This window comes from Salinivibrio sp. ML198 (genome assembly GCF_001996015.1).
GTDB lineage: Bacteria > Pseudomonadota > Gammaproteobacteria > Enterobacterales > Vibrionaceae > Salinivibrio > Salinivibrio siamensis.
Genome location: NZ_MUEZ01000005.1, coordinates 66997 through 90480, shown reverse-complemented (window position 1 = coordinate 90480; position 23484 = coordinate 66997). Strand labels below are relative to the sequence as shown.

Below are 23484 nucleotides of genomic sequence, written 5' to 3'. Positions count from 1 at the left end.
GAATTTGCCCTCACTTTGATCGGATTGATATCGAATTCTCGTTTACCTTCAGTAGAATGCTTGCATCAACGGCACAAAGAGACGGTCATGAATCAATTTGAAGTTATTATAGTCGGTGGTGGCATGGTTGGCGCCGCGGCCGCACTCGGGCTTGCTCGCCAAGGCCACCAGGTGGCGTTAATCGAGCGCCAGCCCCCTGAGCCTTTTGAACCTTCACAACCGATGGACCTGCGAGTGTCCGCGATTTCTCAAGCATCGGTGAGCCTGCTCAAGGATCTCGGTGCGTGGGCGAGTGTTGAAGCCATGCGTGTTTGCCCCTACCGCCGCCTAGAAACCTGGGAAGCGGAAGACAGCCGAGTATGTTTCAGTGCCGACCAACTCGACTTGCCACAATTAGGATATATGGTCGAGAACCGCTTGATTCAACTCGGCTTGTGGCAGCAGTTTGCTCGTTTTGACAATTTGTACCTCGTCTCACCGGCCTCGATCACGCGTATGACGCAGGCGGGCGATCTGCATCAAGTCCAATTAGAGAGTGGTGACACCTTGAGTGCTCCTTGGCTTATCGGCGCAGACGGTGCCCACTCCAAAGTGAGAGATTACGCGCAAATCGGCCTTACCAGCTGGGATTATCGCCAGCACTGCATGCTCATCCATGTCGAAACGGCCGCCCCCCAACAAGACATTACCTGGCAGCAGTTTTTCCCCACCGGGCCGCGCTCGCTGTTGCCGCTTTGTGGCCACAATGCCTCGCTAGTATGGTACGACAGCCCAGCGCGTATTCAACAGTTGTGCCAGCTCAATGCCGAACAGCTCAAAGCCGAGATCGTGAGCCATTTCCCACCGGAAGTGGGCGACGTCACTCCCATCAATTGGGGGGCATTCCCGCTGACACGCCGTCATGCTCAGCAGTACCATCGTAATGGGGTCGTAGTGATTGGTGATGCCGCCCACACCATTAACCCGCTGGCAGGGCAAGGGGTGAACTTAGGCTTTAAAGACGTCGCTGCACTGCTGGATGCGTGTGCCGATGCGGGCGCACAATGGCAAGCGGCGTCAACGTTAAAGGCATACGAAAAAGCACGCCGTACGGATAACATGATGATGCAAACCGGAATGGATGTGTTTTATACCGCGTTCAGCAATCAGTTTACGCCGCTAAAATTAGCCCGTAATGCGGTGTTTAAACTGGCTGAACACAGTGGCCCAGTGAAAACGCAGGTGTTGAAATATGCACTTGGGCTCTAGTCTTCGCGACAAGGAGGTGAAATGACTGGCTACCAGAATATTATTTTTGATATTGGCAATGTGATCGTGCGTTGGTCACCAGAAGAAATTATCCGCTTAACTTTGGGGGACGCGGCGGATGCCCACGCGCATGCCAATCAAATCTTCCAAAGTGATATCTGGCAAGCGCTGAATCGTGGCACGCTCACCGAGGCGCAAGCCAAGCAACGTTTTGCCGATGACACGGCGCTTAGCCCCGCGCAACTTGAGGCATTGTTTTATTACATTAAACAGACTCAAATTTGTCTTTACGGCAGTGTCGATTTGCTTCGTTCGGCCAAAGAGGCCGGATACGGGGTTTATGCGTTAACCGATAATGTGCGCGAAATCGTGGCGTTCTTAAAACAGCGCTACGCGTTTTGGTCACTGTTTGATGGTGCGATTGTGTCAGCCGAAGTAGGGTACTTAAAACCCGAACCTGCTATTTATCAATGCTTGTTGGATGATTACCATCTCGACCCAGCTTCTTGTGTGTTTTTGGATGACAGGATCGCGAACGTAGAAGGTGCGAAAGCGCTAGGCATGGCGGGCATCCCCTTTACCGATGCACAGCAAGGTCGCGCAGAACTGGCCAAGCTGGGAATCGTGGTGTAGTGGACTCAAAGCCAGTCGCTATTGAATTATCTTATTGAGAAATAAAGATGAACCTCTAGCGGACATAGCGCTGAGTGTTAGTTGTGTACACTTGAGAGTTCTCTTTTCTTGAGAATGCAGACGATGAAACATCGATGAAAGTCATCACCACAACAAAAAACATGCTGGCACCTATTTGGGAGCAAGAAGACGAGCTTTTAGATAAGGTTGTCGATCTTGCCGATTATGATGCTGTCAACCAAGCTATTCCCGACGACACACTATCAATTGAAGAAGTGTTTGCCGAAGATGAGTTAGAAGAGATATACCGGAACTTTGTCCTATATCTCGATAACGAAGCGATCCTTCCGTTTATGGCCAGTACGGTAACACCGTATTTTGTCTTGGTATTGGCGAAGAGAACCAAGGATACGTCTACTTTTTTGATCTGGATTTTGGCCTACATCTCCTCACCAAAGAAGGCCTAACTACCTTTGTTCGTTCGTTGAAAGACGCGTAATGCATCGGTAACGACATAAGTAGCATAACATCAATAACGAGCTTTTGGCCTGCCAGTGACTTAACTACAGTTTCAGTGGATAAGTGTGCGTGTTTCTGTGATTGACGGAGATGTCATTTAGGCTCACATGAAAAATTGGTACCAAATGCCAGCACATTGCGAATCCTGCACTCACCCCAAACGCCTATATTTTTTCATACGCACGAAACTATTACCGACTGATGTGTCTGGCAAGCACTGATTACGTACAGAGTGGAGAGGCAATGTGATACAACAAAAGGACGGCGTTTCTCTGGTATAGTTTTATGCAGTCAAAAAAATACATGAGGAGCAGGTTATGGACGAGTGGGTCTCTAACAATATGACGATTACCACTATTATCTTGATAGTGGTTGGATTTACCACTGGGTACCTATTTTTTTAAACCAGTAAGCGGGAAGTAATAACGCTTAGTTCACCGGAGAAAATAGCGCATAACTTACATAAATTACGCATCTAAAAAAGAAAGACTGATCAGTAAAGTAAGTAAATGGTGGTGATTTTCGTGAGCTTTCTTCCAATGTTAATTTTCAACAAAGAAAGAAAAAATGGTATTGTTCATGTTTAATCTATTTTTTGATTTTAAAAAAACGTTCGCGATTTCGCCCTGGGTCGCTATCACGGCTCAAAAGTAAAAGAAGTTAGAGGAGAGTTTTTAAAAATTATTTATATTTACTAAATAAAGGTAGTAATTTATATATTAGTTTGTTTCTTAAAATTGAATAATTAATTAAAAATTATATCAAAAAATACAGTAATAATTTATATATTTATTTTATAGGCTCTTTTTGGTTTGGGATAAAAAATCGTTTTGAATTTGAAATTTATGATAGTATAATTAACCAAAAAAAATATCTGAAAATTAGATTTATAAAACATGACTTTCTTTATAATCAATTTATAGATCATTAGCATAAAAAAAACAAGAGATAATAGGAGAAGATAAAAAATGAAAATTATCGCTGTTTTATTAGTCTTAGTGATTACGGTTGGGTCAATAAATTTTTTTATCCTTACAATTCCAAAAAGAGAAGTAGAAAAAGTTTTAAAAGAAGAGTTTGATAATCAGATCGAGATTGTGGGATATAGGAAAGAATATGATTGGTCAAATAAGTTTTTACCAAAAACTGTAGGTTATAGTACAGTATATCTTCATGATAAAAAAGAAGATATAAATTTCGTGATTGGTCATACTTATAAAAAAGACCAACTAGGTCTTATAGATTCCCCTCTGACAATCAAAAAAATGTTAGACACTCAAAGTTATCTGCTTTATCATTTGCTAATAAATTAAAAAATCAAACTAAAAAGTTTAAAAAAATATCAAATAGAGATTTCTTTGTTAAGTCTCATTCTTCAGGAGGATATCAGATAATTGTTTTTGCAAAAGAAAAACTATTTACAGTCAATAAAGATCAAGAATTGTTAGAAAAAGCAGAGTTATATTTAACTAAAAACCTAGATACTAATATTTTAGTGCTCCCCAAAATATACAAACAATATTTTGCTGGTGAAATAAAAAGAGGATATTTTCGCAACTTTGAAGTAAATAACTTTTTAAAATCAGAAAATATTAAAAATGATAAAATAGTTACTTCTGATTTTTTAGGTCATAAATTAAATTTTTATCAAAGAGTGTATAAAATAGATTATACTAATCAAAAAATAAAGATAACTGAGAAAGGATGATTTAATGTTTAAAAAAATATTTAATTTATTGGTGGTTTTTAGTTTAGTCTTTACTTTTAAGGCAGCGGCTGAAGAGAGGGTTATTAGTTTTATATCAGAGGAAATAGTTAATTTAGAAGCTGAAAAATTAACCTATCATTTAGGTAGTAGAACTCCAAATAAATTAAATGAAAATCTATTTATTGCTTTGGAGGGATCTGCTAGAAGACCTTATACTAATCTTAAAATCTGGGAAAATTATCTGCCTCCAAATACTGATTTATTATTAATAGAAAAGTATGCTTTTAAAGACCCAGAACTTTTTGATCAAACAAATAATATTAACCGAAGAATTAAAGATGCTAAGTTTGTTATAAATTATGTTCTAGATTCTGTTTATCACAATGATTTAAAAAATATCATTTTAGCTGGTAGATTAGAAGGAGGCAAAATTTCTCCTCAAATCGCAGCTGAAATACCAGAAATAACTCATTTAATTTCTTTATCAGCTGGTGGTTATTCACTCGAAAAAGAACTAAAAATTTTATTGGCTAAAAAAATTAAGGATCCAGTAAATGAAGGTAAGTTTTTCAATAGGGTAAAGATAGATACTCAAAAAGAGCTTTCTGCTAAATTTGATATTATTAGAGACTATCCAGTTCCAGATGCTAAGTGGTTAAACATTACTCATAAGCACTTTGCTAGTCTTTTAGATTATGAGTCTGAACCTTATTTAAAAAACTTAGAAATTCCAGTTTTATATGTTATTGGAGCCAAAAGTCAACTTACTCCACCAGAGGGAGTAGAATATTTGGCAGATAAGTTTTCTAAAAAAGATAATTTTACTTTTAAGATTATGCCAGGTTTAAATTATCGATTTATTGATGAAAAGGGAGAAAATCAGCAGCTCAAATCTGTGCAAAGAGTAATTAATAATTGGTATCAAAAAAATAAATAGAGTAGGACCAGCCTTTCAGCTGAGGGGAGGGTGTTCAATATTCTGTGTCAGCCAATTCTCATAGGTCTATGTGATCATCCAGTCGGCCTTCGAAGTGAATGGTCAGCTGCGATACCGTCAGGATCCAGTTCTGCACCGGGTGAGACCAACGCTCAGACGCCTTTAACATACCCGCGTGGAGCAGCTTGACCAAGCTGTTCTCGTTCGTAAAACCGCCTTTGGTTTTGGTAAGTTTGCGGAGCTGGCGGTGCACGGCCTCAACGGCGTTCTTCGTATGAATGGCGGTACGCAAGTATTCCGGATATTTGAAGTAAGTAGAGAGTGTTAACCATCTATTGCGCCAGGACTTAATAACGATGGGGTATTTGTCACCCCACTTGGCTTCTAAGTCATCCAGCGCGCTCTCTGCGGCGGATAATGTGACTGCCTCATACACGCACTTCAAGTCGGCCATGAAGGCTTTTCGGTGCTTGCTGGCCTGTACCTCCGTCTTCGGATAGATACTTTCAATCGCTTCAGGGAAGCCCTAAAGGCCATTAACGCACGCAATAACGATATCTTGTACACCACGGCTGTGCAGGTCGATCAGCACGCAAAGCTTGCAAGGCGGCATCCATATCGAATGTTGGTTTGGTCATGTGTCATCCCTTTTTTTACAGTCTAATAAAATGACACAGAATTCTGAACACTACCAATGATATAGCTGCGTGGCCAAACTTGTAACCGCCTCAAAGCGCTCCTCGAGCATATCGCAGTAAACATCTCTTGCTCGGTGCACGGCTTCTACGGCAAAGGCACACCGATAGACGCGCATGTGTCGCAGATGTTGAGCATCATCGATGCCACTCTGAGCCCTTCATGGCAATTACAATGATATAAGAGAGCCAGACAATGCTCTGCGCGCTATTGCGTGGCCTTAGTAGTGGAATACCTATTGCCCTATTCGTAAGTAGACGGAAAGAAACGTTGTTAGGATGAGTTGGCTCGGAATGAACATCAACAAGCTGGGAAATAGTGGGAAGTCATTTTGATGGCGCTAAACGCAAAAAGCCCACAAGGTGTGGGCTTTTTTATATGGCTGGGGTACCAGGATTCGAACCTGGGAATGACGAGATCAAAACCCGTTGCCTTACCGCTTGGCGATACCCCAGTAGGCGTTGCCTAACTTGGTGCGGAGAGAGGGACTTGAACCCTCACGTCCTTTCGGACACTAGCACCTGAAGCTAGCGCGTCTACCAATTCCGCCACCTCCGCAAAAGGTGGGTAACTCGGCAATAAAAAAACGCTGCCAAATTACAAAAATAAATGGTGGCTACGACGGGATTCGAACCTGTGACCCCATCATTATGAGTGATGTGCTCTAACCAACTGAGCTACGTAGCCACGCTGTAAGGCGAAAGCCTTAAGACGGAACGGATTATGCGGATCGAGAGCCTGAGCGTCAAGTATGGCTACCCATTTTTTTATGATTTTCATCTCGTTGGCTGTAATAATCACCAGTTTGTGCTGGTTTTGCCAACAATATGCGTCCAAGGCTTACGTTTAGCCTGTGGCTAGCGCGATTCAAATAAAAAAAAGCCAGCCCGCAGGCTGGCTCAAAATCAATAGGGTGGGGTCTCGACAACACACCCAGAGGGGTTTAACGCTTGCGCGTTAAACGTTGAAACGGAAGTGAATGACATCGCCGTCTTTAACAATGTACTCTTTGCCTTCCAGACGCCACTTACCGGCATCTTTGGCACCACTTTCGCCATTGTTAGCAATGTAATCATCATAGCCAACCACTTCGGCACGGATAAAGCCTTTTTCAAAGTCGGTGTGGATTTTACCTGCCGCTTGTGGCGCGGTAGAGCCGATCGGCACCGTCCACGCACGTACTTCTTTGACACCAGCGGTGAAATAGGTATGCAAGGTAAGCAGCTCGTAACCGGCGCGAATAACGCGATTAAGGCCTGGCTCTTCAAGGCCCATTTCATCCAGGAACGCGGCCGCTTCTTCAGCGTCCAGCTCGGCAATTTCGCCCTCAATTTCCGCACACACGGCTACCACAGTGGCACCTTCTTGCGCGGCAATCTCACGTACTTTGTCCAGGTAAGGGTTGTTTTCAAAGCCATCGTCGTTAACGTTGGCAATGTACATGGTGGGTTTGAGCGTCAAGAAGTTAAGATACTGCACCGCGGCGGCTTCTTCTTTGCTCAACTCGACCGAGCGCAACATGTTGCCTTCTTCCAGCACGGGCAGCAGTTTTTCCAATACCGTCAGCTCAAACTTGGCGTCTTTATCGCCGCCTTTGGCTTTTTTAGCGTTGCGCTGCATCGCGCGCTCACAGCTTTCTAAATCGGCGAGCGCCAGTTCGGTGTTAATCACGGCAATGTCATCAGCAGGGTCGACTTTGCCTGATACATGGACAATATTGTCATTCTCAAAACAGCGCACCACATGGCCAATGGCGTCGGTTTCACGGATGTTAGCCAGGAATTTGTTACCCAGGCCTTCACCGCGTGATGCACCCGCGACCAAGCCGGCGATATCGACAAACTCCATGGTGGTCGGTAGCACTTTTTGTGGGTTCACAATCTTGGCTAACGCATCCAAGCGTAAGTCAGGCACAGGCACCACGCCTGTGTTTGGCTCGATGGTACAAAATGGAAAGTTAGCGGCGTCAATGCCCGCTTTGGTCAGTGCGTTAAATAGTGTGGATTTACCTACGTTTGGTAGGCCCACGATGCCACATTTAAAACCCATGAGATGGTAACCCTTTAATCAAAATTACTGTGCTTTGAAGGTATGTAAACGATTTTGCGCTTTAGCAAGATCGTCTTCGAGCAGTATGTCAAGACTGCGAACAGCCTCGTCAGTGGCCTGTTCTAACAGGCTTTGCTCATTGGCGGGGGCTTTGGTAAGCACATATCCCGCCACCTTATCCTTGTGACCCGGATGGCCAACACCAATCCGGAGTCGATAAAATGATTTATCATTTGCCAGTTTGCTGATGATGTCACGCAGGCCATTATGGCCACCGTGCCCACCACCTTGTTTAAACTTGGCCACACCGGGTGGTAAGTCTAGTTCGTCATGCGCCACCATGATGGCGTCGACGGGAATATTGTAAAAATTCGCCAGTGCTTGCACGGCTTTCCCGGACAAATTCATGTACGTGGTTGGGATCAACAAACGTAGATCGTGTCCGTGGACATTGATACGGCCCGTCAAACCAAAGAATTTTTTTTCTTCTTTCAACGGCGCATTGTGGATCCGCGCAAGCTCTTGCACGACCCAAGCGCCCGCGTTATGGCGTGTTTGGGCATATTCTGGCCCTGGATTGGCCAATCCAACTAGTAAGCGGATCTGATTACTCACGACGTTTCTCGCTATCTGTCTACTCATCGTAGCCGGTGAGCATCGCGCCCACGCAAAAAGGCGACATATCCTACCATTGTTGTGACTAAAGGGTCGAGCCAGCACCGGCAAATGGCAGATAAAAAAACACCCTGCACAAGGGCAGGGCGCTTAGGCGCTGTTGCTGTGGTTAACTCAATGCCTGGTGGCTAGCTTACGAGTTAAACATCGCAGAGATAGACTCTTCGTTGCTGATGCGGCGAATCGCTTCGGCCAGCATGCCAGAGAGCGTTAATTGCGATACGCGGCCAGTGGCCTGGATCTCGGCGCTCAGTGGGGTAGAGTCAGTTACCACGATTTCATCAATCACAGACTCAGCGATATTCTTCGGGGCATCGCCAGAGAAAACGGGGTGAGTCGCGTACGCGAAGACACGCTTAGCGCCGCGGTTTTTCAACGCTTCGGCGGCTTTACACAGGGTGCCACCGGTATCAATCATGTCATCAACGATGATGCAGTCACGGCCTTCAACGTCGCCAATCAAGTGCATCACTTGTGAGACGTTGGCACGTGGACGGCGCTTGTCGATAATCGCGATGTCAGTGTCATCCAGCAGTTTCGCAGTGGCGCGTGCGCGCACCACGCCGCCAATGTCAGGAGACACAACCACGGGATCTTCCAGGTTCTTCGCCAGCATGTCTTCAAGCAGAACAGGGGTACCAAAGATGTTATCGACAGGCACGTCGAAGAAGCCTTGGATTTGTTCAGCGTGGAGATCGACAGTAAGGACGCGGTCAACACCCACGTTAGAAAGGAAATCTGCAATGACTTTTGCGGTGATAGGAACACGAGAGGAGCGTACGCGGCGGTCTTGACGGGCATAACCAAAGTAAGGGATAACAGCGGTTATGCGGCCAGCCGATGCACGTCGAAACGCGTCTATCATCACGACCAGTTCCATTAAGTTGTCATTGGTCGGGGCGCAGGTGGACTGGAGGACGAACACGTCACTACCGCGCACATTCTCGTTAATCTGAACGCACACTTCACCGTCAGAAAAACGGCCTACAGTGGCGTCACCCAGTGACATGTAAAGACGGTTTGCGATACGTTGGGCGAGAACGGGTGTCGCGTTACCAGCGAACAGCTTCATATCAGGCACGGTGGAAACCTCGGGTTGCATCCATTTAGTAGTCACTGACCGACGGTTTGTTGCTGCAGCGCATCGAGTAGGGGTGAACGATTCAACCCACGTGCAACAAACCCTGTCAGCCAGTTAGGTATAGTGTCGAGTGTGGCCTGGGCATCTTGTGCGGTGTCAAACTCGGCAAACACGCACGCGCCTGTCCCAGTCATCCTAGACGGCGCGTATTCTAGCAGCCACGAAACAGCCTTATCAACCTCGGGGAATTGTTTCCGGGCTATCTTTTCGCAATCGTTTTCGTAATTTTGTGCCATTAGCGCAGAAACTGTGCGCTTTGGCGTGTTTCGTTGCAACTGAGGGTGAGTGAAAATTGCAGCGGTGGAAATAGACACGTCAGGTTTTACCACCAAGTAGTATTTCTCGCGTGGCGCAACTGGCGTAAAGACCTCTCCAATGCCTTCAGCCACTGCCGCCTGGCCATAAATGAAAATCGGTACATCAGCGCCCAGCGTCAGGCCCAGTTGCGCCAGCGTTTGTTGACTGACTTGGGTTTGCCATAAATGATTGAGTGCAACCAGTGTGGTGGCGGCATCGGATGATCCACCGCCCAGACCGCCGCCCATGGGAAGGCGTTTTTCCACGTCAATGTGTGCGCCTTGTTGGCACCCGGTATGCTGCTGCAACGCTTTCGCGGCTTTGACAATCAAGTTGTCGTTTTCACTGACTCCCTCTATTGCGGTGCTGAGGCTGATCTTACCACTTGCGTTTGGCGTAATAGCCAGTGTGTCGCCATGGTCGAGAAACTGAAACAGGGTTTGCAGCTCATGATAGCCATTGTCACGACGGCCAGTGATGTAGAGAAATAAGTTAAGTTTGGCTGGCGCGGGCCAAAAGGTGGGTTTAGTCATTATCGAGCGTCCAATCAGAAATCATCAACTTAACGGTTTGCTGGTCTCGGGTTAGGGTAATACGTGTGGGTAGCGCAGGCTGCGTATCAGCACGGTAATCTTGATAGTCAATGTCCCAGCCTTGCGACCCTTTGAGGATCGCGACACGGTTGTCTGGCCCCAGCGAAAAACTATCTTGAGCGCGCGGCAGCCCAATCAGCCAAGGTGCAAGCGCGTCGATGGGTAAATGGGCACCGGTCAAATAGGCGACCAAACGGGCCGGATCGGTATCTTGATAGTGCTTACCTTGGTCATCAATCAAGACCGCACCTTGTTCATTCATGGTTAACGACAGCAAGGTAGTCCCGAGAAAATTGGTCAGGCGCAGTTGAGACTGCTCGGGGGTATGCTGCCAATAGAGATTGGCGGAAAAGCGCGTGCTAGGGGCAATAAATGCGACCTTACCCCGTGCCGTATAGCTATCTATCGACGCAAGGGCATCGTGATGGCTTTGCCATTCCGTGGTCGGGGCTGGCGCGGTGGCACACCCCGCGAGTAGCGCTAAAAACAGTGCCAAGACGCTCACGCGTACAGAGGAGAACATCAAACCGAGTATCCTTTTTGTTTTCGTCAACCGACCGGTTGTTGTCGTTAGTCGACCCCAATCGCTGTGTAACGCTACTTTGCCACAAGCGCCGGACGGAGAGAAGCCAGTCAAGCGCTTGGTTGTGTGGAGGAAATAAAGCCATGTTAGCTGTTGTATACCTTTACATCGATCTCGCGAGGCTTCACATTTCCGTGCCACGAAAATGCTGCGATACAATGTTCGCTTTAATTCGCGGGGGGCATCAAGTAAAATCCTCCGCTCCAATCCTTACTGGTGCTGTCGGTAACAACGCTTCATGAGCCTGTTAGTTCTCGGAATTAATCACAAAACGGCCCCCGTCGAGCTGCGGGAAAAGGTCGCCTTTTCGCCGCAACAACTTGAGCAGGCGTTAGGGCAGCTTTCCGAGCATCCACAGGTGCGCAGTTGCGTGATCGTTTCAACCTGCAACCGTACTGAGATTTATGCGGAGCTAAACCAGCCGGGTGTTGGGGTATTGGTTGAGTGGCTGACGCGCTTTCATCAGCTCAGTAGCGACAGCCTGATGGCCAGCATTTATTACCATGAAGAGCAGTCCGCGGTGAAGCACCTGATGCGGGTAGCGTGCGGGTTAGACTCCTTGGTGTTAGGCGAGCCGCAAATACTGGGGCAGGTCAAGCAAGCGTATGCCAGTGCGGGTGAGGCGGGAATGATTTCTGGCTCATTGGAGAAATTGTTTCATAAAGCGTTTGCGGTGGCGAAGCGGGTCCGTACCGAGACCGAGATTGGCGGTAATGCGGTATCAGTGGCCTTTGCCGCGTGCACATTGGCGCGCCAGATTTTTGAGTCGTTATCCGACGTAACCACCTTGCTCGTGGGCGCTGGCGAGACCATTGAGCTGGTGGCCAGGCATTTAAAAGAGCACCAATGTAGTCAGATTATTTTTGCTAACCGCACGCAATCTCGTGCGCAGGCACTCGCCGAGCAATTTGATGCTAAGGTAGCGGGGCTTGAGGCTCTCCCGGAGCAACTCTGCCACGCCGACATTGTGATTAGCTCAACGGCCGCGCCCATGCCATTGATTGAAAAAGCGATGGTAGAAAAAGCCTTGAAACAGCGGCGACACCAACCCATGTTGCTGATTGATATAGCCGTGCCGCGTGATATTGATGAGGGTGTAGGCAATCTTGCTGACGCGTACCTATACAGCGTGGATGACTTACAGTCGATTGTGGAGCACAACCGCGAGCAGCGAAAGTTAGCGGCGATTCAAGCCGAAGTGATTGTGACCGAAGAGAGTGCTGATTTTATGCGCTGGCTGCGCTCACGCGAAGCGGTAGACAGTATCAAGCAGTATCGTACACAGTCTGAACACATTAAACAGGCGGAATTGGAGCAAAGTATTCAGGCTCTAGCCAATGGCGCTGACGCAGAAAGCGTATTACGCCAGCTGAGTAACCGTCTGACCAATAAACTGATCCACCCCCCCACGCAGGCGATGCAGCAAGCTGCACAAAATGGTGAACCAGATAAACTGGCGGTGATGCGTGTTTGTCTGGGGCTGGACAGTGACAACTAACGAAGAGACATATGAAAGCATCAATATTAGCCAAGCTAGAGTCGCTATCTGAGCGTTACGAAGAAGTCCAGCACCTGCTCGGCACCCCAGACATCATTAATGATCAGAACAAATTCCGCGCGTTGTCGAAAGAGTATTCGCAGCTGGAAGAGGTGATCAAGTGCTTCACTGAGTTCAAGCAAGCGCAAGAAGACTTAGCGGCTGCAAAAGAGATGGCCAACGAAGATGACGCAGAGATGCGTGAAATGGCGCAAGAAGAAGTGGCGCAGGCTGAACAAACCATTGCATCACTGACCGATCAGCTCCAGATCCTGCTGCTGCCAAAAGATCCGAACGATGACCGCAACTGCTTCCTGGAAATTCGTGCCGGTGCCGGTGGAGATGAAGCTGGGATTTTTGCTGGGGATTTATTCCGCATGTATAGCCGTTATGCTGAGCAACGCGGCTGGAAACTGGAAATTATTAGTGCCAGTGAAGGGGAGCACGGCGGCTTTAAAGAAGTGATTGCCCGTGTTGCCGGTGAAGGCGCGTATGGTGTGCTGAAGTTTGAATCTGGCGGCCATCGTGTACAACGCGTGCCAGCCACGGAGTCACAAGGGCGCGTGCATACCTCGGCCTGTACTGTAGCGATTTTGCCAGAAATCCCAGAAGCGGAAGCGCCGGAGATTAATCCAGCCGATCTGAAAGTTGACACCTTCCGTGCATCCGGTGCCGGTGGTCAGCACGTCAACACCACAGATTCTGCCATTCGTATTACTCACTTGCCGACTGGTACAGTGGTGGAATGTCAGGATGAGCGCTCACAACACAAAAACCGCGCCAAAGCGATGTCGGTATTGGCGGCACGTTTGATTAAGGCGGAAGAAGAAAAGCGCGCCGCAGAAGAGGCGTCAACGCGCCGCAACCTGTTGGGCTCGGGCGACCGCTCAGACCGGATTCGCACCTACAACTATCCGCAAGGGCGGGTGTCGGATCACCGAATCAACCTGACTTTGTATCGCCTCGACGATGTGATGCAAGGTGACCTGGATAGCTTGGTCGACCCGGTGATTCAAGAGCACCAAGCCGACCAACTTGCCGCTTTGTCTGAGCAGCAGTAATGACAGCAACGATCAGCGCATTACTGGCCGATAGCACCACAGAGCTGACCGCCTTATCGGGAGGCTCTGCAGGCGTCGACGTCAGGGCGTTGCTCTGCCATGTGTTAGGCCAGCCAAGCAGTTACCTTTACACCTGGCCAGAGCGCAAACTCACTGCAGCACAATTGGCGCAATTTCGTCAGTTGTTTGCTCGTCGCCTCCAAGGTGAACCCGTGGCGTATATTTTGGGCTATCGCGATTTTTGGACGCTACGACTCAGTGTCTCACCGGCGACCTTGATCCCGCGCCCGGAAACCGAGCTGCTGGTGGAGCAAGCGCTGGCCGTGCTACCTCCGACGCCTTGTCGTGTACTGGATTTAGGTACAGGGACGGGCGCCGTGGCCTTAGCCATTGCCAGCGAGCGCCCCGATATCACTGTCGTGGGGGTTGACTTGATGCCTGAAGCGGTGGCCTTGGCAAGCCGAAATGCGCACGACAACCACCTCTCAAACGCACATTTTATTCAAAGCGACTGGTTCAGCGCACTCAGTGATATGAATCGGTTTGACGTGATTGTGAGTAACCCACCGTACATTGATGGCGATGATCCACACCTTCAGCAAGGCGATGTCCGCTTTGAGCCTGCCAGTGCCTTGGTAGCCGAAGAAAGTGGCTTAGCCGCGATTCGTCATATCGGTAAAATTGCGCCCACGTACCTGGTCGATGGGGGCTGGTTGATGGTCGAGCATGGTTACAATCAAGGCGAAGCGGTCCGGGCGGCATGGAAAGACGCCGGCTGGCCCGATGCCAAAACACAACAAGACTACGCTGGGCTCGATAGAGTCACCTTGGCACAGCGACTTTAACTGACACTGATAGGAAGCAGGAATCGTTATGATCTACATGGCCCTCAAGCACACCCACTTATTGACCGTGGTGTTAAGCCTTTCGTTATTCGTGATCCGATTTATCTGGGTGATGCGTGGCAGTGAGATGATGAATAAAAAATGGGTTAAGGTCACCCCGCACGTGGTCGATACCCTATTACTAAGCACCGGTGTTGCGCTGATTTTTGTGACCGGGTTTATTCCCTTCACCGAATCTGGCGCGTGGCTGACTGAAAAGCTGACCTGTGTCTTAGCTTACATTGCTTTGGGCTTTGTCGCCTTACACTACAGCCGAGGCAAGCTATTCCGCACCGTGGCCTTCTTGGGTGCGCTGGGGTGGGCGTATGCTGCGGCTAACCTTGCCCTTATGAAAGTTCCTCACTTAATGGGATAAGCATGATGCCATTAACCGATCAACAACTAGACGCGCTGACACTGGCTGAAGGGGCTGCAACCCTCAACCATGCCATCGACCCGTCTGTCGATGTGCATCAAGTGAAAGCGTCACTGGACCGTCTTGCCGACGAAGCAGAGCATCAGCTTGGTGCCGAGCCTGATATGGCGTTACGCCTAGATGGCCTGTGTCGTCTGTTTTATCACCAGTGGCAATTTAAAGGAGACATTGAGCAGTATTTTTCATCTGACAATGTTTTTATTAATAAGGTGTTAGAGCGTAAAACTGGGATCCCAGCCTCGTTGGGCGCCGTCTTCTTATACCTGTGCGAGCGCTTGTCGTTGCCCGTTAAACCAATGGCGTTTCCCAGCCAGCTCGTACTGCGTATTGATGAATTAGAGGACGCCCCCGTTTTCATCAACCCGTTTAACGGCGAGCGTGTTAACGAGCGTATTTTGCGTGGCTGGCTCAAAGGGAGCCAAGGGCCACTTGCCGAGCTTGAAGCGTCGCACTTGCAGTCCAGTGACAACCCAACCATTATCGGCCGTTGGCTGACCGTGGCGAAAAGTGCTTTGTTACGGGAAGAAAAGTATGCCATGGCGCTGCGTTGTAGTGAGCTGGCGCTGACCTTTAGCCCTGATGATCCTTACGAAATTCGCGACCGCGGCTATATTTTCCAACAATTGGATTGTGATCGTGTGGCGGCGACTGATTACGAGTATTTTATTGAGCAATGCCCGGATGACCCGGCAGCAGAGCTGCTAAAAATGCAAGTAAAAGCGCTTAACGAAGAGCAACCGACGTTACATTGATGCGTGATGACGCATGACTAAGGATACCTGTATGACGCAAAAAACCGTCCACATTGGCGATACACCGGTTGCCAATGATCGCCCGTTTACCTTGTTTGCTGGCATGAATGTGCTGGAGTCACGCGATTTGGCCATGCAAATATGTGAGCATTACGTCAAGGTCACCGATAAGCTTGGCATTCCCTATGTGTTTAAAGCTTCATTCGACAAAGCGAACCGCTCGTCAGTGCACTCTTACCGTGGCCCTGGCATGGAAGAGGGGCTTAAGATCTTTGAAGAGCTAAAAAGCACCTTCGGCGTCAAAGTGATTACTGACATCCACGAGCAATATCAAGCAGCACCCGTAGCAGAAGTGGCAGATGTGATCCAACTGCCGGCCTTCCTCGCACGTCAGACTGACTTGGTTGAGGCCATGGCCAAAACGGATGCGGTGATCAACGTTAAAAAACCCCAGTTTATGAGCCCTGGACAAGTGGGCAACATCGTCGACAAATTTGCCGAGTGCGATAACGAGAAGGTGATCTTGTGTGAGCGTGGTAGCTGCCACGGTTACGATAACTTGGTGGTGGATATGCTGGGCTTTGATGTGATGAAAAAAGCCTCTAACGGCAGCCCGATCATTTTTGATGTTACCCATGCGCTGCAGTGCCGTGATCCACAAGGCGCGGCATCGGGTGGACGCCGTCAACAAACGGTTGATCTGGCTCGTGCGGGTTTAGGCACCAAAATTGCCGGCTTGTTTATCGAAGCGCACCCAGACCCAGACAATGCGCGTTGTGATGGGCCGTCAGCGCTGCCACTGGACAAGCTTGAGCCGTTCCTGGCACAAATGAAAGCGCTGGATGATGTGATTAAAAACTTTGAAGAGATCGATATCCGCTAATTGACGGTCGATCGATACCGATACTAAAGCTGCCGAAATGGCAGCTTTTTTTGTATCTGCGTACACACGATATGGCAGGCATGACGAAGTGATCGCGTGCACCCAAGCACGAATTCAGAGTTATTAACTGAGCAATCCGTCAGCAATCTAGACAAGCAATCAAGATATTTAGATGTTTAGACGTCCATTTGTTGACTGGACGGCTAGAGGTCTGTAACCTTGATCACAGTTTTAAAAGAGGTATTACAAAAACTGCCATGACAACATCAGCAAACACCACACCGCGACCCTCAGCGCTCGCACTCCTCCCCCTCCTTTTATTTTTAACCCTTTTTATCGGGGCGGGCGTGTATTTTACCCTAGAAGGTGCGGACTACGCGTTTTATCAGCTTCCTGCGCACGTTGCTATTCTGCCAGCAGTGATTTTGGCCATTGGCTTGAGCCGTGAGCGTCTGAACACCGCCATTGAACAATTTATTCGCGGTATGGGGCACGGCGATATTATTGCCATGTGCTTGATTTATTTGCTCGCCGGTGCTTTTTCCGCGGTCGCCGATGCCACGGGTGGGGTAGAGGCCACGGTTAACCTCGGACTGACCCTGATCCCAGAAAGCTTGATTTTACCCGGGCTATTTGTGATTGCGGCGTTTATCTCAACGGCAATGGGCACCTCAATGGGCACCATTGCCGCATTAGCACCGTTTGCATTGAACATGGCGACAGCCACGGGGCAGGCACCAGCCGTAATGGCCGGTGTGCTGCTAAGCGGGGCAATGTTTGGTGATAACCTTTCTTTTATCTCTGACACCACCATCGCTGCAACGCGCTCACAAGGCTGTAGCATGCGTGACAAATTCAAAGAGAACGTGGGGATAGCCATTCCCGCCGCGGTTGCCGCGATTATTCTGTTTGTGTTTAACAACCAAAGCGCACCCGTTGACGCACCAGAGAGTATTAACTATCTGGCGGTATTACCCTATTTGTCGATCATTGTATTGGCGCTGGCGGGATTAAACGTGTTTGTGGTGCTCACCGCTGGGATTGCATTGGCGCTGTGTGTGGGGTTAATGAGCACCCCAGACTTCACGCTGCTGACTTTCAGCCAAGAGGTCAAAGCAGGTTTTGCCAGCATGCAAGAAATCTTTGTCCTGTCGCTGATGATTGGCGGAATAGCCGAGCTTATGCGCTGCCAAGGCGGGCTGAGCTTTTTGACCCAAGCGGTCAATCGAGTGATCGCCCGCTTTGAGAAAAAACGTGGCTCGCATCACTCCCGCGCGAGTGAATTTGGTATTGCCTTGTTAGTGTCTTTTTCCAACTTGTGTACCGCCAACAACACGGTCGCGATAGTGGTCTCTGGGCAAGTGGCGAAAAACATTGCCAGTGAGCACGCGGTGCCGGCCAAACGCAGTGCCAGCTTGCTGGATATCTTTTCCTGCGTGGTACAAGGCCTGATCCCTTATGGCGCACAAATCCTGCTACTTGGTGCCAGCTTTGGTTTGTCGCCGTTGGTGATTGTTAGTCACTCTTACTACTGTTTCTTCCTCGCAGCGTCCGCAGTGATTGCGGTGATTAGCCGCCGATGGTGGCAAGCGCGTCGCGCTTAATTGCGGTTGTGGGCACCTAACGGTGCAGCCTTTTCTTGCCTAGAGAGGTAAGCAAAGGCTGCGCCGTTTTTGATCCGTCTAGAGTGCAGGCTCTAGAAATTTTGTCTCGATCACCAAAGTCGCCTTAGCTAGGCGTTGTAAGGTGATCGCAGCAACAAAAATATGAAATCACTCAGCACCATAGCATCAATTCTTTTAGACTAGATAGCGTTTTATAACCACCGACAATGATGTCGATGGTGGTTTATCCATCGCTAAAAAGGTCTATGATCATGAAGGAACGTCTTTGTTTAAAGGCAGCGGTCAGCGCTGCGTTAATTGCATCATTGGCAGGCTGTGCCAACTCTGGTTCAGAGACACAAGAGCAAGGCTGGGCGCCAGATACCACGTATAAACTCACCATTCTTCATACTAACGATCACCACGGTCGTTTCTGGCACAACCGCTATGGCGAATACGGCATGGCAGCACGTAAAACCTTGATTGATGATCTGCGCGCAGAAGCCAAAGCGGAAGGCAGCCAAGTACTGCTACTGTCGGGCGGCGACATCAATACCGGTGTACCAGAGTCAGATTTGCTGCAAGCGGAGCCTGATTTTAAAGGCATGACCCAAATTGGTTACGATGCGATGGCTATCGGTAACCATGAGTTCGATAACCCGCTTAGCGTGCTTGAACAGCAAATGCAGTGGGCGGACTTCCCGATGCTTTCTGCCAACATTTACGACAAAGAAACCGGTGAACGTAAGTATCAAGCTTACGAGATGTTTGAGCGCAATGGGTTGAAAATTGCGGTTGTGGGTCTGACCACCGAAGATACGGCCAAAATCGGTAACCCAGAATACATTGGCTCGCTCGACTTCCGAGACCCGAAAGCGGAAGCGAAAAAAGTGATCGCCAAGCTCAAAGAAACCGAGAAGCCTGACATCATTATTGCGGCGACCCACATGGGTCACTACGCAGACGGTAAAAGTGGTGTTAACGCCCCAGGCGATGTGGCGCTAGCACGTTACATGGATGAGGGTGATCTAGACCTTATCATCGGCGGCCACTCACAAGAGCCGGTGTGTATGGAAGGCCCGAACATGTATAACAAGAGCTTCGAGCCTGGTGATGCCTGTACGCCGGACCAACAAAATGGCGCGTGGATTATGCAAGCCCACGAGTGGGGTAAGTACGTCGGTAAAGCGGAATTTGAATTCCAAAACGGCGACCTTAGCCTGGTTAGCTATGACCTGATCCCAGTTAACCTGAAGAAGAAAATTAAGGTTGATGGCGAGAAAAAACGCGTCTTTATTCAAGATGAAATTGAAAAAGACCAAGCGCTGTATGATTTCTTGAAGCCTTACCAAGACAAAGGCCAAGAGAAACTAAGCGTGAAAATTGCCGAGAGCAACGGCAAGTTAGTGGGCGATCGCAACATTGTGCGCTTCCAGCAGACGAACTTAGGTCGTCTGATTGCAACCGCTCACATGGAGCGCGCCAAAGCCGACTTTGCGGTCATGAACTCAGGCGGTGTGCGTGATTCAATCATTGCCGGCGACATCACCTACAAAGACGTGCTCAAAGTGCAACCATTTGGCAATATGGTCACCTATACCGACATGAGTGGTAAAGAAGTGATGGATTACCTGAATGTGGTAGGAACCAAGCCAGTTGATTCGGGTGCCTATGCGCAATTTGCGGGTCTGTCGATGGTCGTTGAAGACGGTAAAGTCCATGACGTGAAGATTGGCGGTGAGCCAATTGATATGGATAAAACCTATCGCTTCACCGTGCCAAGCTTTAATGCTGCGGGCGGCGATGGCTATCCAAAACTGACTAACCACCCTGGTAACGTCAACACTGGCTTTGTTGATGCAGAAGTACTGAAAGACTATCTGGAAGACAACAGCCCAATCGATGTCAACGACTATGCGCCACAAGGCGAGATCGTTTACAAATAAACGGCTGCAAGATTGTCAGAATAAAAAGCGGTACCGATGCGGTGCCGCTTTTTTTATGTAATTATTAGTGGCTGGTTTACAAACAAGTGGGAAGACGATGACGCCTGCAATCAAATTAGCAGAAAAACAAAGCATTGCGTTTGAAGTTCACCAGTACCAGCACGATCCGAATAACCTTAATTTTGGAGAAGAAGCTGTCCAAGCGTTAGGGCAAGACCCTGCTCGGGTATTCAAAACACTGTTGTTTTGTATTAATGGTGACAGCAAGCAGTTGGCGGTGGCGGTTGTCCCAGTGAAGGGCAGCCTCAATCTAAAAGCCGCTGCCAAAGCGGCGGGTGGCAAGAAAGCGACCATGGCCGATCCGCAAGTGGCACAGCGCACAACAGGCTATCTGGTGGGCGGGATCAGCCCCCTAGGCCAGAAAAAGCGGTTACCGACATTTGTCGACAGCTCCGCACAGCAGTTTGAGACCATTTGCGTCAGTGCTGGGCGGCGTGGACTGGAAATCGAACTCTCACCGGATGATCTGCTGTCTTTAACTGCAGGGCATTATGCCGCGATTGGCGAATAAATAAGAAGGATACACAGATGACACTTACCATTTGGGCGTCGCTCGCGTTGGTTTGTATGCTAGGGGCGATGTCGCCAGGTCCTAGCTTGGTGGTAATGGCAAAGCATAGTCTTGCCAATAGTCGCTTACATGGCATTGTCGCTTCATGGGCGCATGCATTGGGGGTAGGCCTCTATGCGCTCATTACCATGCTAGGGTTGGCGGTTATTTTTAAGCAGTCCCCGTTGCTCTTCACCATTATTGCCTATGCCGGCGCTGGCTACCTTGCTTGGTTAGGGGTGAAGTCCTTGCTGAGTAAAGGTGGGGTTGCGGCTAAATTAGAAGCGGGACAACCCGCCAGTTTAGGTGAGGCGGCACGCGATGGGGCGATGATCTCAATGCTCAACCCCAAACTGGCCCTGTTTTTTATTGCCTTGTTTAGCCAGTTTGTTGCGGTGGGCACGGATTTATTTAGCCGTAGTGTGATTGTGTTGACGCCATTATTGATTGATGGGCTTTGGTACACCCTGATTGCCTTTTTGTTATCCAGCCCAGCCATTGTTGACAAGCTACGTCACCATGGCGCGTGGGTGGATAAGCTCTCGGGCGTGGTATTGATTGCATTAGCCGTGCGTGTGGTGGTTACGCTGCAATAGCGAGATGCTGCAAGGGATGCAGACGGACGCGTTATTAAAAAGACTGGCAGCTAGCCAGTCTTTTTGCATTTAGGGGCGGTGGCTTAAGTGGCGCTCGCGGGTTTCTAGCTTCTTCTCTTGGCTTTTTTTGAGCATCACATACAACGCGCCGGTACCGCCTTGGTGACGCAGAGCCGAATGGTAGCAGAGCACGTCTGAAATTTGTTGTAGCCACTGACAGACATAGCTTTTCATCATTGCCGGTGGGTTACTGCGCTCGCCTTTTCCATGCACAATGATCACGGTGCGCACATCCATGCGCTGGCTTTGTTTTAAAAAGCGTAAAATTTCATCGCGGGCTTTTTCTAATGACATCTTGTGCAGATCCAGCCGTGCGTTGATGTCATATTTGCCGAGTCGCAGCTTGCGAAACACCCCATCTTGAACACCATCACGCTTGTAGGCCATTACCTCGTCGGGTTTTACCATGTGCGCGTACTCGAGTGACAGATATTCAGGGTCGCTGTTTGCCAATTTTTGCGCGGCCTGTTGGCGTGCAAGCTGGGCTTCAGTAGGCTGGTGCGATCCTGTTTGATCCTCAACCGTGTCCTGCTTGATGGGCGCGACATCTGACATCATTTCTCGGAACAGCTCAAATTCGTTTTTATCACTCATCACTACATTGCCATGTGCGTCGTGGAGTCATTTGGGGACAGTATAAACGAAAATAAAAAAAGAAACCTAGAGTCACACTCTGTGACCAACCATGCAACTCTAGGTTAAGCAAGTTTGCTTAAAGATAGGTAGGCAATAAAACAGGTTATTGAGGTTTGGAAGTCATCACCTTGTAGACAAAATAGCCGCCGAAAAAGCTGATCAGGCCAAATGTACAGATGATGACAATCATGGATGACAAGCCCACGGCGTTGCCGAAAAGTAGATCAAGCCAAAAGTCCATAGTCTGTACCCTCGTATCCGTTAATGTAGGGTCAGGATGCCAATAGGAAGCAGGTTGAATACTGATCAGGATCAAGATAAATGGCGAACAAATTATCAACATTTGTTAACAACGATCTGATCACAAACTGCGCGCAACTGATGCGAGTTTCACCGTTTAAAGTGGTTGAATGAAAAAATACGCCGCTAGGGCTTGAGGTTTCGCGATGCTTGAGTATGATAGGCGACCTCAGCAGGCAGGATGCACTTAAACGCATACTGAGCTGCTTGACAAGTTTGATACCTATTCGTAAAACTTGTCAGAGATGTCGGTGAATAGCGCAGTTTGGTAGCGCATCTGGTTTGGGACCAGAGGGTCGGGGGTTCGAATCCCTCTTCACCGACCATTATTCAGGTAGTGGAGAGCGTATTGGGTCGGGGGCCGGAAGCCCGGTCGCATCGAATCCCTCTTCACCGACCATTATTTTAAAGCTGAGTGATCGAAGGTTACTTGGTTGACGTAAAAAGCATTAACGGTGAATAGCGCAGTTTGGTAGCGCATCTGGTTTGGGACCAGAGGGTCGGGGGTTCGAATCCCTCTTCACCGACCACTATTCGGGTAGTGGAGAGCGGATTTAGTCGGGGTCCGGAAGCCGGTCCAATCGAATCCCTCTTCACCGACCAATAAGAAACCCCAGCCGAGAGGCTGGGGTTTTTTCGTTATGCTGACGGTGAGCTTATGGTTTTGGGTAATGCTGGAAGGCTTGTGTGTTGCCTTCGTCATCAAACGCCATCACCGTGTAAGGCTGGTGGCGGTCACCATATTCCATACCCGGCGAGCCCATCGGCATGCCGGCCACTGCTAGGCCTTCTAACCCAGTATTGGTAGCGAGAAGTTTTTTCACCTCTTTGGCTGGCACATGCCCTTCAATCACATAGCCGTTGATGCGTGCGGTGTGGCACGACTGCATATCGGCAGGCACACCCATCTCTTGCTTGATGGATGCCATATCATCATGCGGTTTGACCTCTAGCTCAAAACCGGCTTGCTCCATATGCTCAACCCAGTCATCGCAACAGCCACAGCTGGGAGATTTATACACCACACCGCTCGCGGCCATTGCCGAGGCGCTCATTAGACCCACTGTTGCTACAAGTAGTTGTAAACGCTTCATTATCGC

General features: G+C 48.9%; 24 protein-coding genes, 5 tRNA genes and 1 pseudogene. 18 read left to right on the top strand and 12 right to left on the bottom strand.

The window, feature by feature from the left end:
* Positions 1-87 precede the first annotated feature (87 nt).
* The 6 genes from BZG25_RS04820 (at position 88) to BZG25_RS04795 (ending at position 5045) form a co-directional block, all read left to right on the top strand.
* Entirely contained in the window at positions 88-1248 is a 1161-nt protein-coding gene (locus BZG25_RS04820; protein WP_077638619.1) for a 2-octaprenyl-3-methyl-6-methoxy-1,4-benzoquinol hydroxylase, read from the top strand.
* A 21-nt stretch (positions 1249-1269) separates the two neighbouring features.
* A complete protein-coding gene (locus tag BZG25_RS04815; protein ID WP_077638618.1) occupies positions 1270-1881 on the top strand; it encodes an HAD family phosphatase in 612 nt (203 codons plus the stop codon).
* Positions 1882-2015: 134 nt separating this feature from the next.
* The gene (locus BZG25_RS04810) at positions 2016-2348 is read left to right on the top strand and encodes a hypothetical protein (RefSeq protein ID WP_077638617.1); all 333 of its coding nucleotides are present in this window, start codon (positions 2016-2018) and stop codon (positions 2346-2348) included.
* A 1020-nt stretch (positions 2349-3368) separates the two neighbouring features.
* Positions 3369-3713 carry a hypothetical protein gene (locus BZG25_RS04805; protein WP_077638616.1) on the top strand — a complete coding sequence of 115 codons (345 nt, stop codon included), beginning with the start codon at positions 3369-3371 and terminating at the stop codon, positions 3711-3713.
* A 128-nt stretch (positions 3714-3841) separates the two neighbouring features.
* A complete protein-coding gene (locus BZG25_RS04800; protein ID WP_077638615.1) occupies positions 3842-4108 on the top strand; it encodes a hypothetical protein in 267 nt (88 codons plus the stop codon).
* A gap of 4 nt (positions 4109-4112) precedes the next feature.
* A complete protein-coding gene (locus BZG25_RS04795; RefSeq protein WP_077638614.1) occupies positions 4113-5045 on the top strand; it encodes an alpha/beta fold hydrolase in 933 nt (310 codons plus the stop codon).
* Between the two features lie 58 nt (positions 5046-5103).
* Here the strand turns inward: BZG25_RS04795 and BZG25_RS04790 are convergent.
* The 9 genes and pseudogenes from BZG25_RS04790 to lolB all read right to left on the bottom strand — a co-directional run.
* Positions 5104-5643: pseudogene (locus tag BZG25_RS04790) on the bottom strand (transposase); the annotation flags it as partial.
* Positions 5644-6120: 477 nt separating this feature from the next.
* Positions 6121-6195: transfer RNA gene (locus BZG25_RS04785), tRNA-Gln, on the bottom strand.
* A 17-nt stretch (positions 6196-6212) separates the two neighbouring features.
* Positions 6213-6299: transfer RNA gene (locus tag BZG25_RS04780), tRNA-Leu, on the bottom strand.
* Positions 6300-6351: 52 nt separating this feature from the next.
* Positions 6352-6428, bottom strand: a tRNA-Met gene (locus tag BZG25_RS04775).
* A 270-nt stretch (positions 6429-6698) separates the two neighbouring features.
* Entirely contained in the window at positions 6699-7790 is a 1092-nt protein-coding gene (ychF, locus tag BZG25_RS04770; protein ID WP_077599572.1) for a redox-regulated ATPase YchF, read from the bottom strand.
* Between the two features lie 24 nt (positions 7791-7814).
* On the bottom strand, positions 7815-8405 hold the full coding sequence (pth, locus tag BZG25_RS04765) for an aminoacyl-tRNA hydrolase (protein WP_077638613.1): 591 nt from the start codon (positions 8403-8405) through the stop codon (positions 7815-7817).
* Between the two features lie 193 nt (positions 8406-8598).
* Positions 8599-9546 carry a ribose-phosphate pyrophosphokinase gene (locus BZG25_RS04760; protein ID WP_046073862.1) on the bottom strand — a complete coding sequence of 316 codons (948 nt, stop codon included), beginning with the start codon at positions 9544-9546 and terminating at the stop codon, positions 8599-8601.
* Between the two features lie 32 nt (positions 9547-9578).
* Positions 9579-10436, bottom strand: coding sequence for a 4-(cytidine 5'-diphospho)-2-C-methyl-D-erythritol kinase (gene ispE / locus BZG25_RS04755; protein WP_077638612.1), 858 nt, complete (start codon positions 10434-10436; stop codon positions 9579-9581).
* Positions 10429-11019 carry a lipoprotein insertase outer membrane protein LolB gene (lolB, locus tag BZG25_RS04750; protein ID WP_077638611.1) on the bottom strand — a complete coding sequence of 197 codons (591 nt, stop codon included), beginning with the start codon at positions 11017-11019 and terminating at the stop codon, positions 10429-10431. Before lolB ends, ispE begins: the two co-directional genes overlap by 8 nt.
* 298 nt (positions 11020-11317) lie before the next feature.
* Here lolB and hemA point away from each other — a divergent pair, with 298 nt between their 5' ends.
* From hemA to BZG25_RS04700, 10 genes are all read left to right on the top strand, one after another.
* Complete coding sequence (hemA, locus tag BZG25_RS04745) at positions 11318-12577, top strand: glutamyl-tRNA reductase (RefSeq protein WP_077638610.1); 1260 nt, start codon at positions 11318-11320, stop codon at positions 12575-12577.
* Positions 12578-12588: 11 nt separating this feature from the next.
* On the top strand, positions 12589-13677 hold the full coding sequence (gene prfA, locus BZG25_RS04740) for a peptide chain release factor 1 (RefSeq protein ID WP_077605840.1): 1089 nt from the start codon (positions 12589-12591) through the stop codon (positions 13675-13677).
* Positions 13677-14522, top strand: a complete 846-nt coding sequence (gene prmC / locus BZG25_RS04735; RefSeq protein WP_077638609.1) for a peptide chain release factor N(5)-glutamine methyltransferase — start codon at positions 13677-13679, stop codon at positions 14520-14522. The genes prfA and prmC overlap by 1 nt, the downstream gene beginning before the upstream one ends.
* A 31-nt stretch (positions 14523-14553) precedes the next feature.
* Positions 14554-14937, top strand: coding sequence for a SirB2 family protein (locus tag BZG25_RS04730; RefSeq protein ID WP_077606005.1), 384 nt, complete (start codon positions 14554-14556; stop codon positions 14935-14937).
* Positions 14938-14939: 2 nt separating this feature from the next.
* Positions 14940-15749: a SirB1 family protein gene (locus BZG25_RS04725; RefSeq protein WP_077605842.1), complete on the top strand. Its 810-nt coding sequence runs from the start codon at positions 14940-14942 to the stop codon at positions 15747-15749.
* A gap of 31 nt (positions 15750-15780) precedes the next feature.
* Entirely contained in the window at positions 15781-16632 is an 852-nt protein-coding gene (gene kdsA, locus BZG25_RS04720; RefSeq protein WP_077638608.1) for a 3-deoxy-8-phosphooctulonate synthase, read from the top strand.
* Between the two features lie 257 nt (positions 16633-16889).
* Positions 16890-18236 (top strand): Na+/H+ antiporter NhaC family protein, encoded by a 1347-nt coding sequence (locus BZG25_RS04715; protein ID WP_077638607.1) that lies wholly within the window; start codon positions 16890-16892, stop codon positions 18234-18236.
* 272 nt (positions 18237-18508) lie between these two features.
* On the top strand, positions 18509-20182 hold the full coding sequence (gene ushA, locus BZG25_RS04710; protein ID WP_077605844.1) for a bifunctional UDP-sugar hydrolase/5'-nucleotidase UshA: 1674 nt from the start codon (positions 18509-18511) through the stop codon (positions 20180-20182).
* A 97-nt stretch (positions 20183-20279) separates the two neighbouring features.
* A complete protein-coding gene (ybaK, locus tag BZG25_RS04705; RefSeq protein WP_077485376.1) occupies positions 20280-20753 on the top strand; it encodes a Cys-tRNA(Pro) deacylase in 474 nt (157 codons plus the stop codon).
* A gap of 17 nt (positions 20754-20770) precedes the next feature.
* Positions 20771-21388 carry a LysE family translocator gene (locus tag BZG25_RS04700; RefSeq protein ID WP_077605845.1) on the top strand — a complete coding sequence of 206 codons (618 nt, stop codon included), beginning with the start codon at positions 20771-20773 and terminating at the stop codon, positions 21386-21388.
* Between the two features lie 69 nt (positions 21389-21457).
* Here the strand turns inward: BZG25_RS04700 and smrA are convergent, their stop codons facing one another.
* Both smrA and BZG25_RS04690 read right to left on the bottom strand, forming a co-directional pair.
* The gene (gene smrA / locus BZG25_RS04695) at positions 21458-22042 is read right to left on the bottom strand and encodes a DNA endonuclease SmrA (protein WP_077638606.1); all 585 of its coding nucleotides are present in this window, start codon (positions 22040-22042) and stop codon (positions 21458-21460) included.
* Positions 22043-22187: 145 nt separating this feature from the next.
* On the bottom strand, positions 22188-22325 hold the full coding sequence (locus tag BZG25_RS04690) for a DUF3149 domain-containing protein (RefSeq protein ID WP_046073685.1): 138 nt from the start codon (positions 22323-22325) through the stop codon (positions 22188-22190).
* Positions 22326-22633: 308 nt separating this feature from the next.
* On the opposite strand from BZG25_RS04690, the gene BZG25_RS04685 reads away from it, so the two are divergent.
* Together BZG25_RS04685 and BZG25_RS04680 are read left to right on the top strand one after the other, a co-directional pair.
* A tRNA-Pro gene (locus BZG25_RS04685) sits at positions 22634-22710 on the top strand.
* Positions 22711-22837: 127 nt separating this feature from the next.
* Positions 22838-22914 (top strand) — tRNA-Pro (locus BZG25_RS04680).
* A gap of 126 nt (positions 22915-23040) precedes the next feature.
* Here the strand turns inward: BZG25_RS04680 and BZG25_RS04675 are convergent.
* Positions 23041-23478 (bottom strand): DUF411 domain-containing protein, encoded by a 438-nt coding sequence (locus BZG25_RS04675; protein WP_077638605.1) that lies wholly within the window; start codon positions 23476-23478, stop codon positions 23041-23043.
* Positions 23479-23484: the final 6 nt, after the last annotated feature.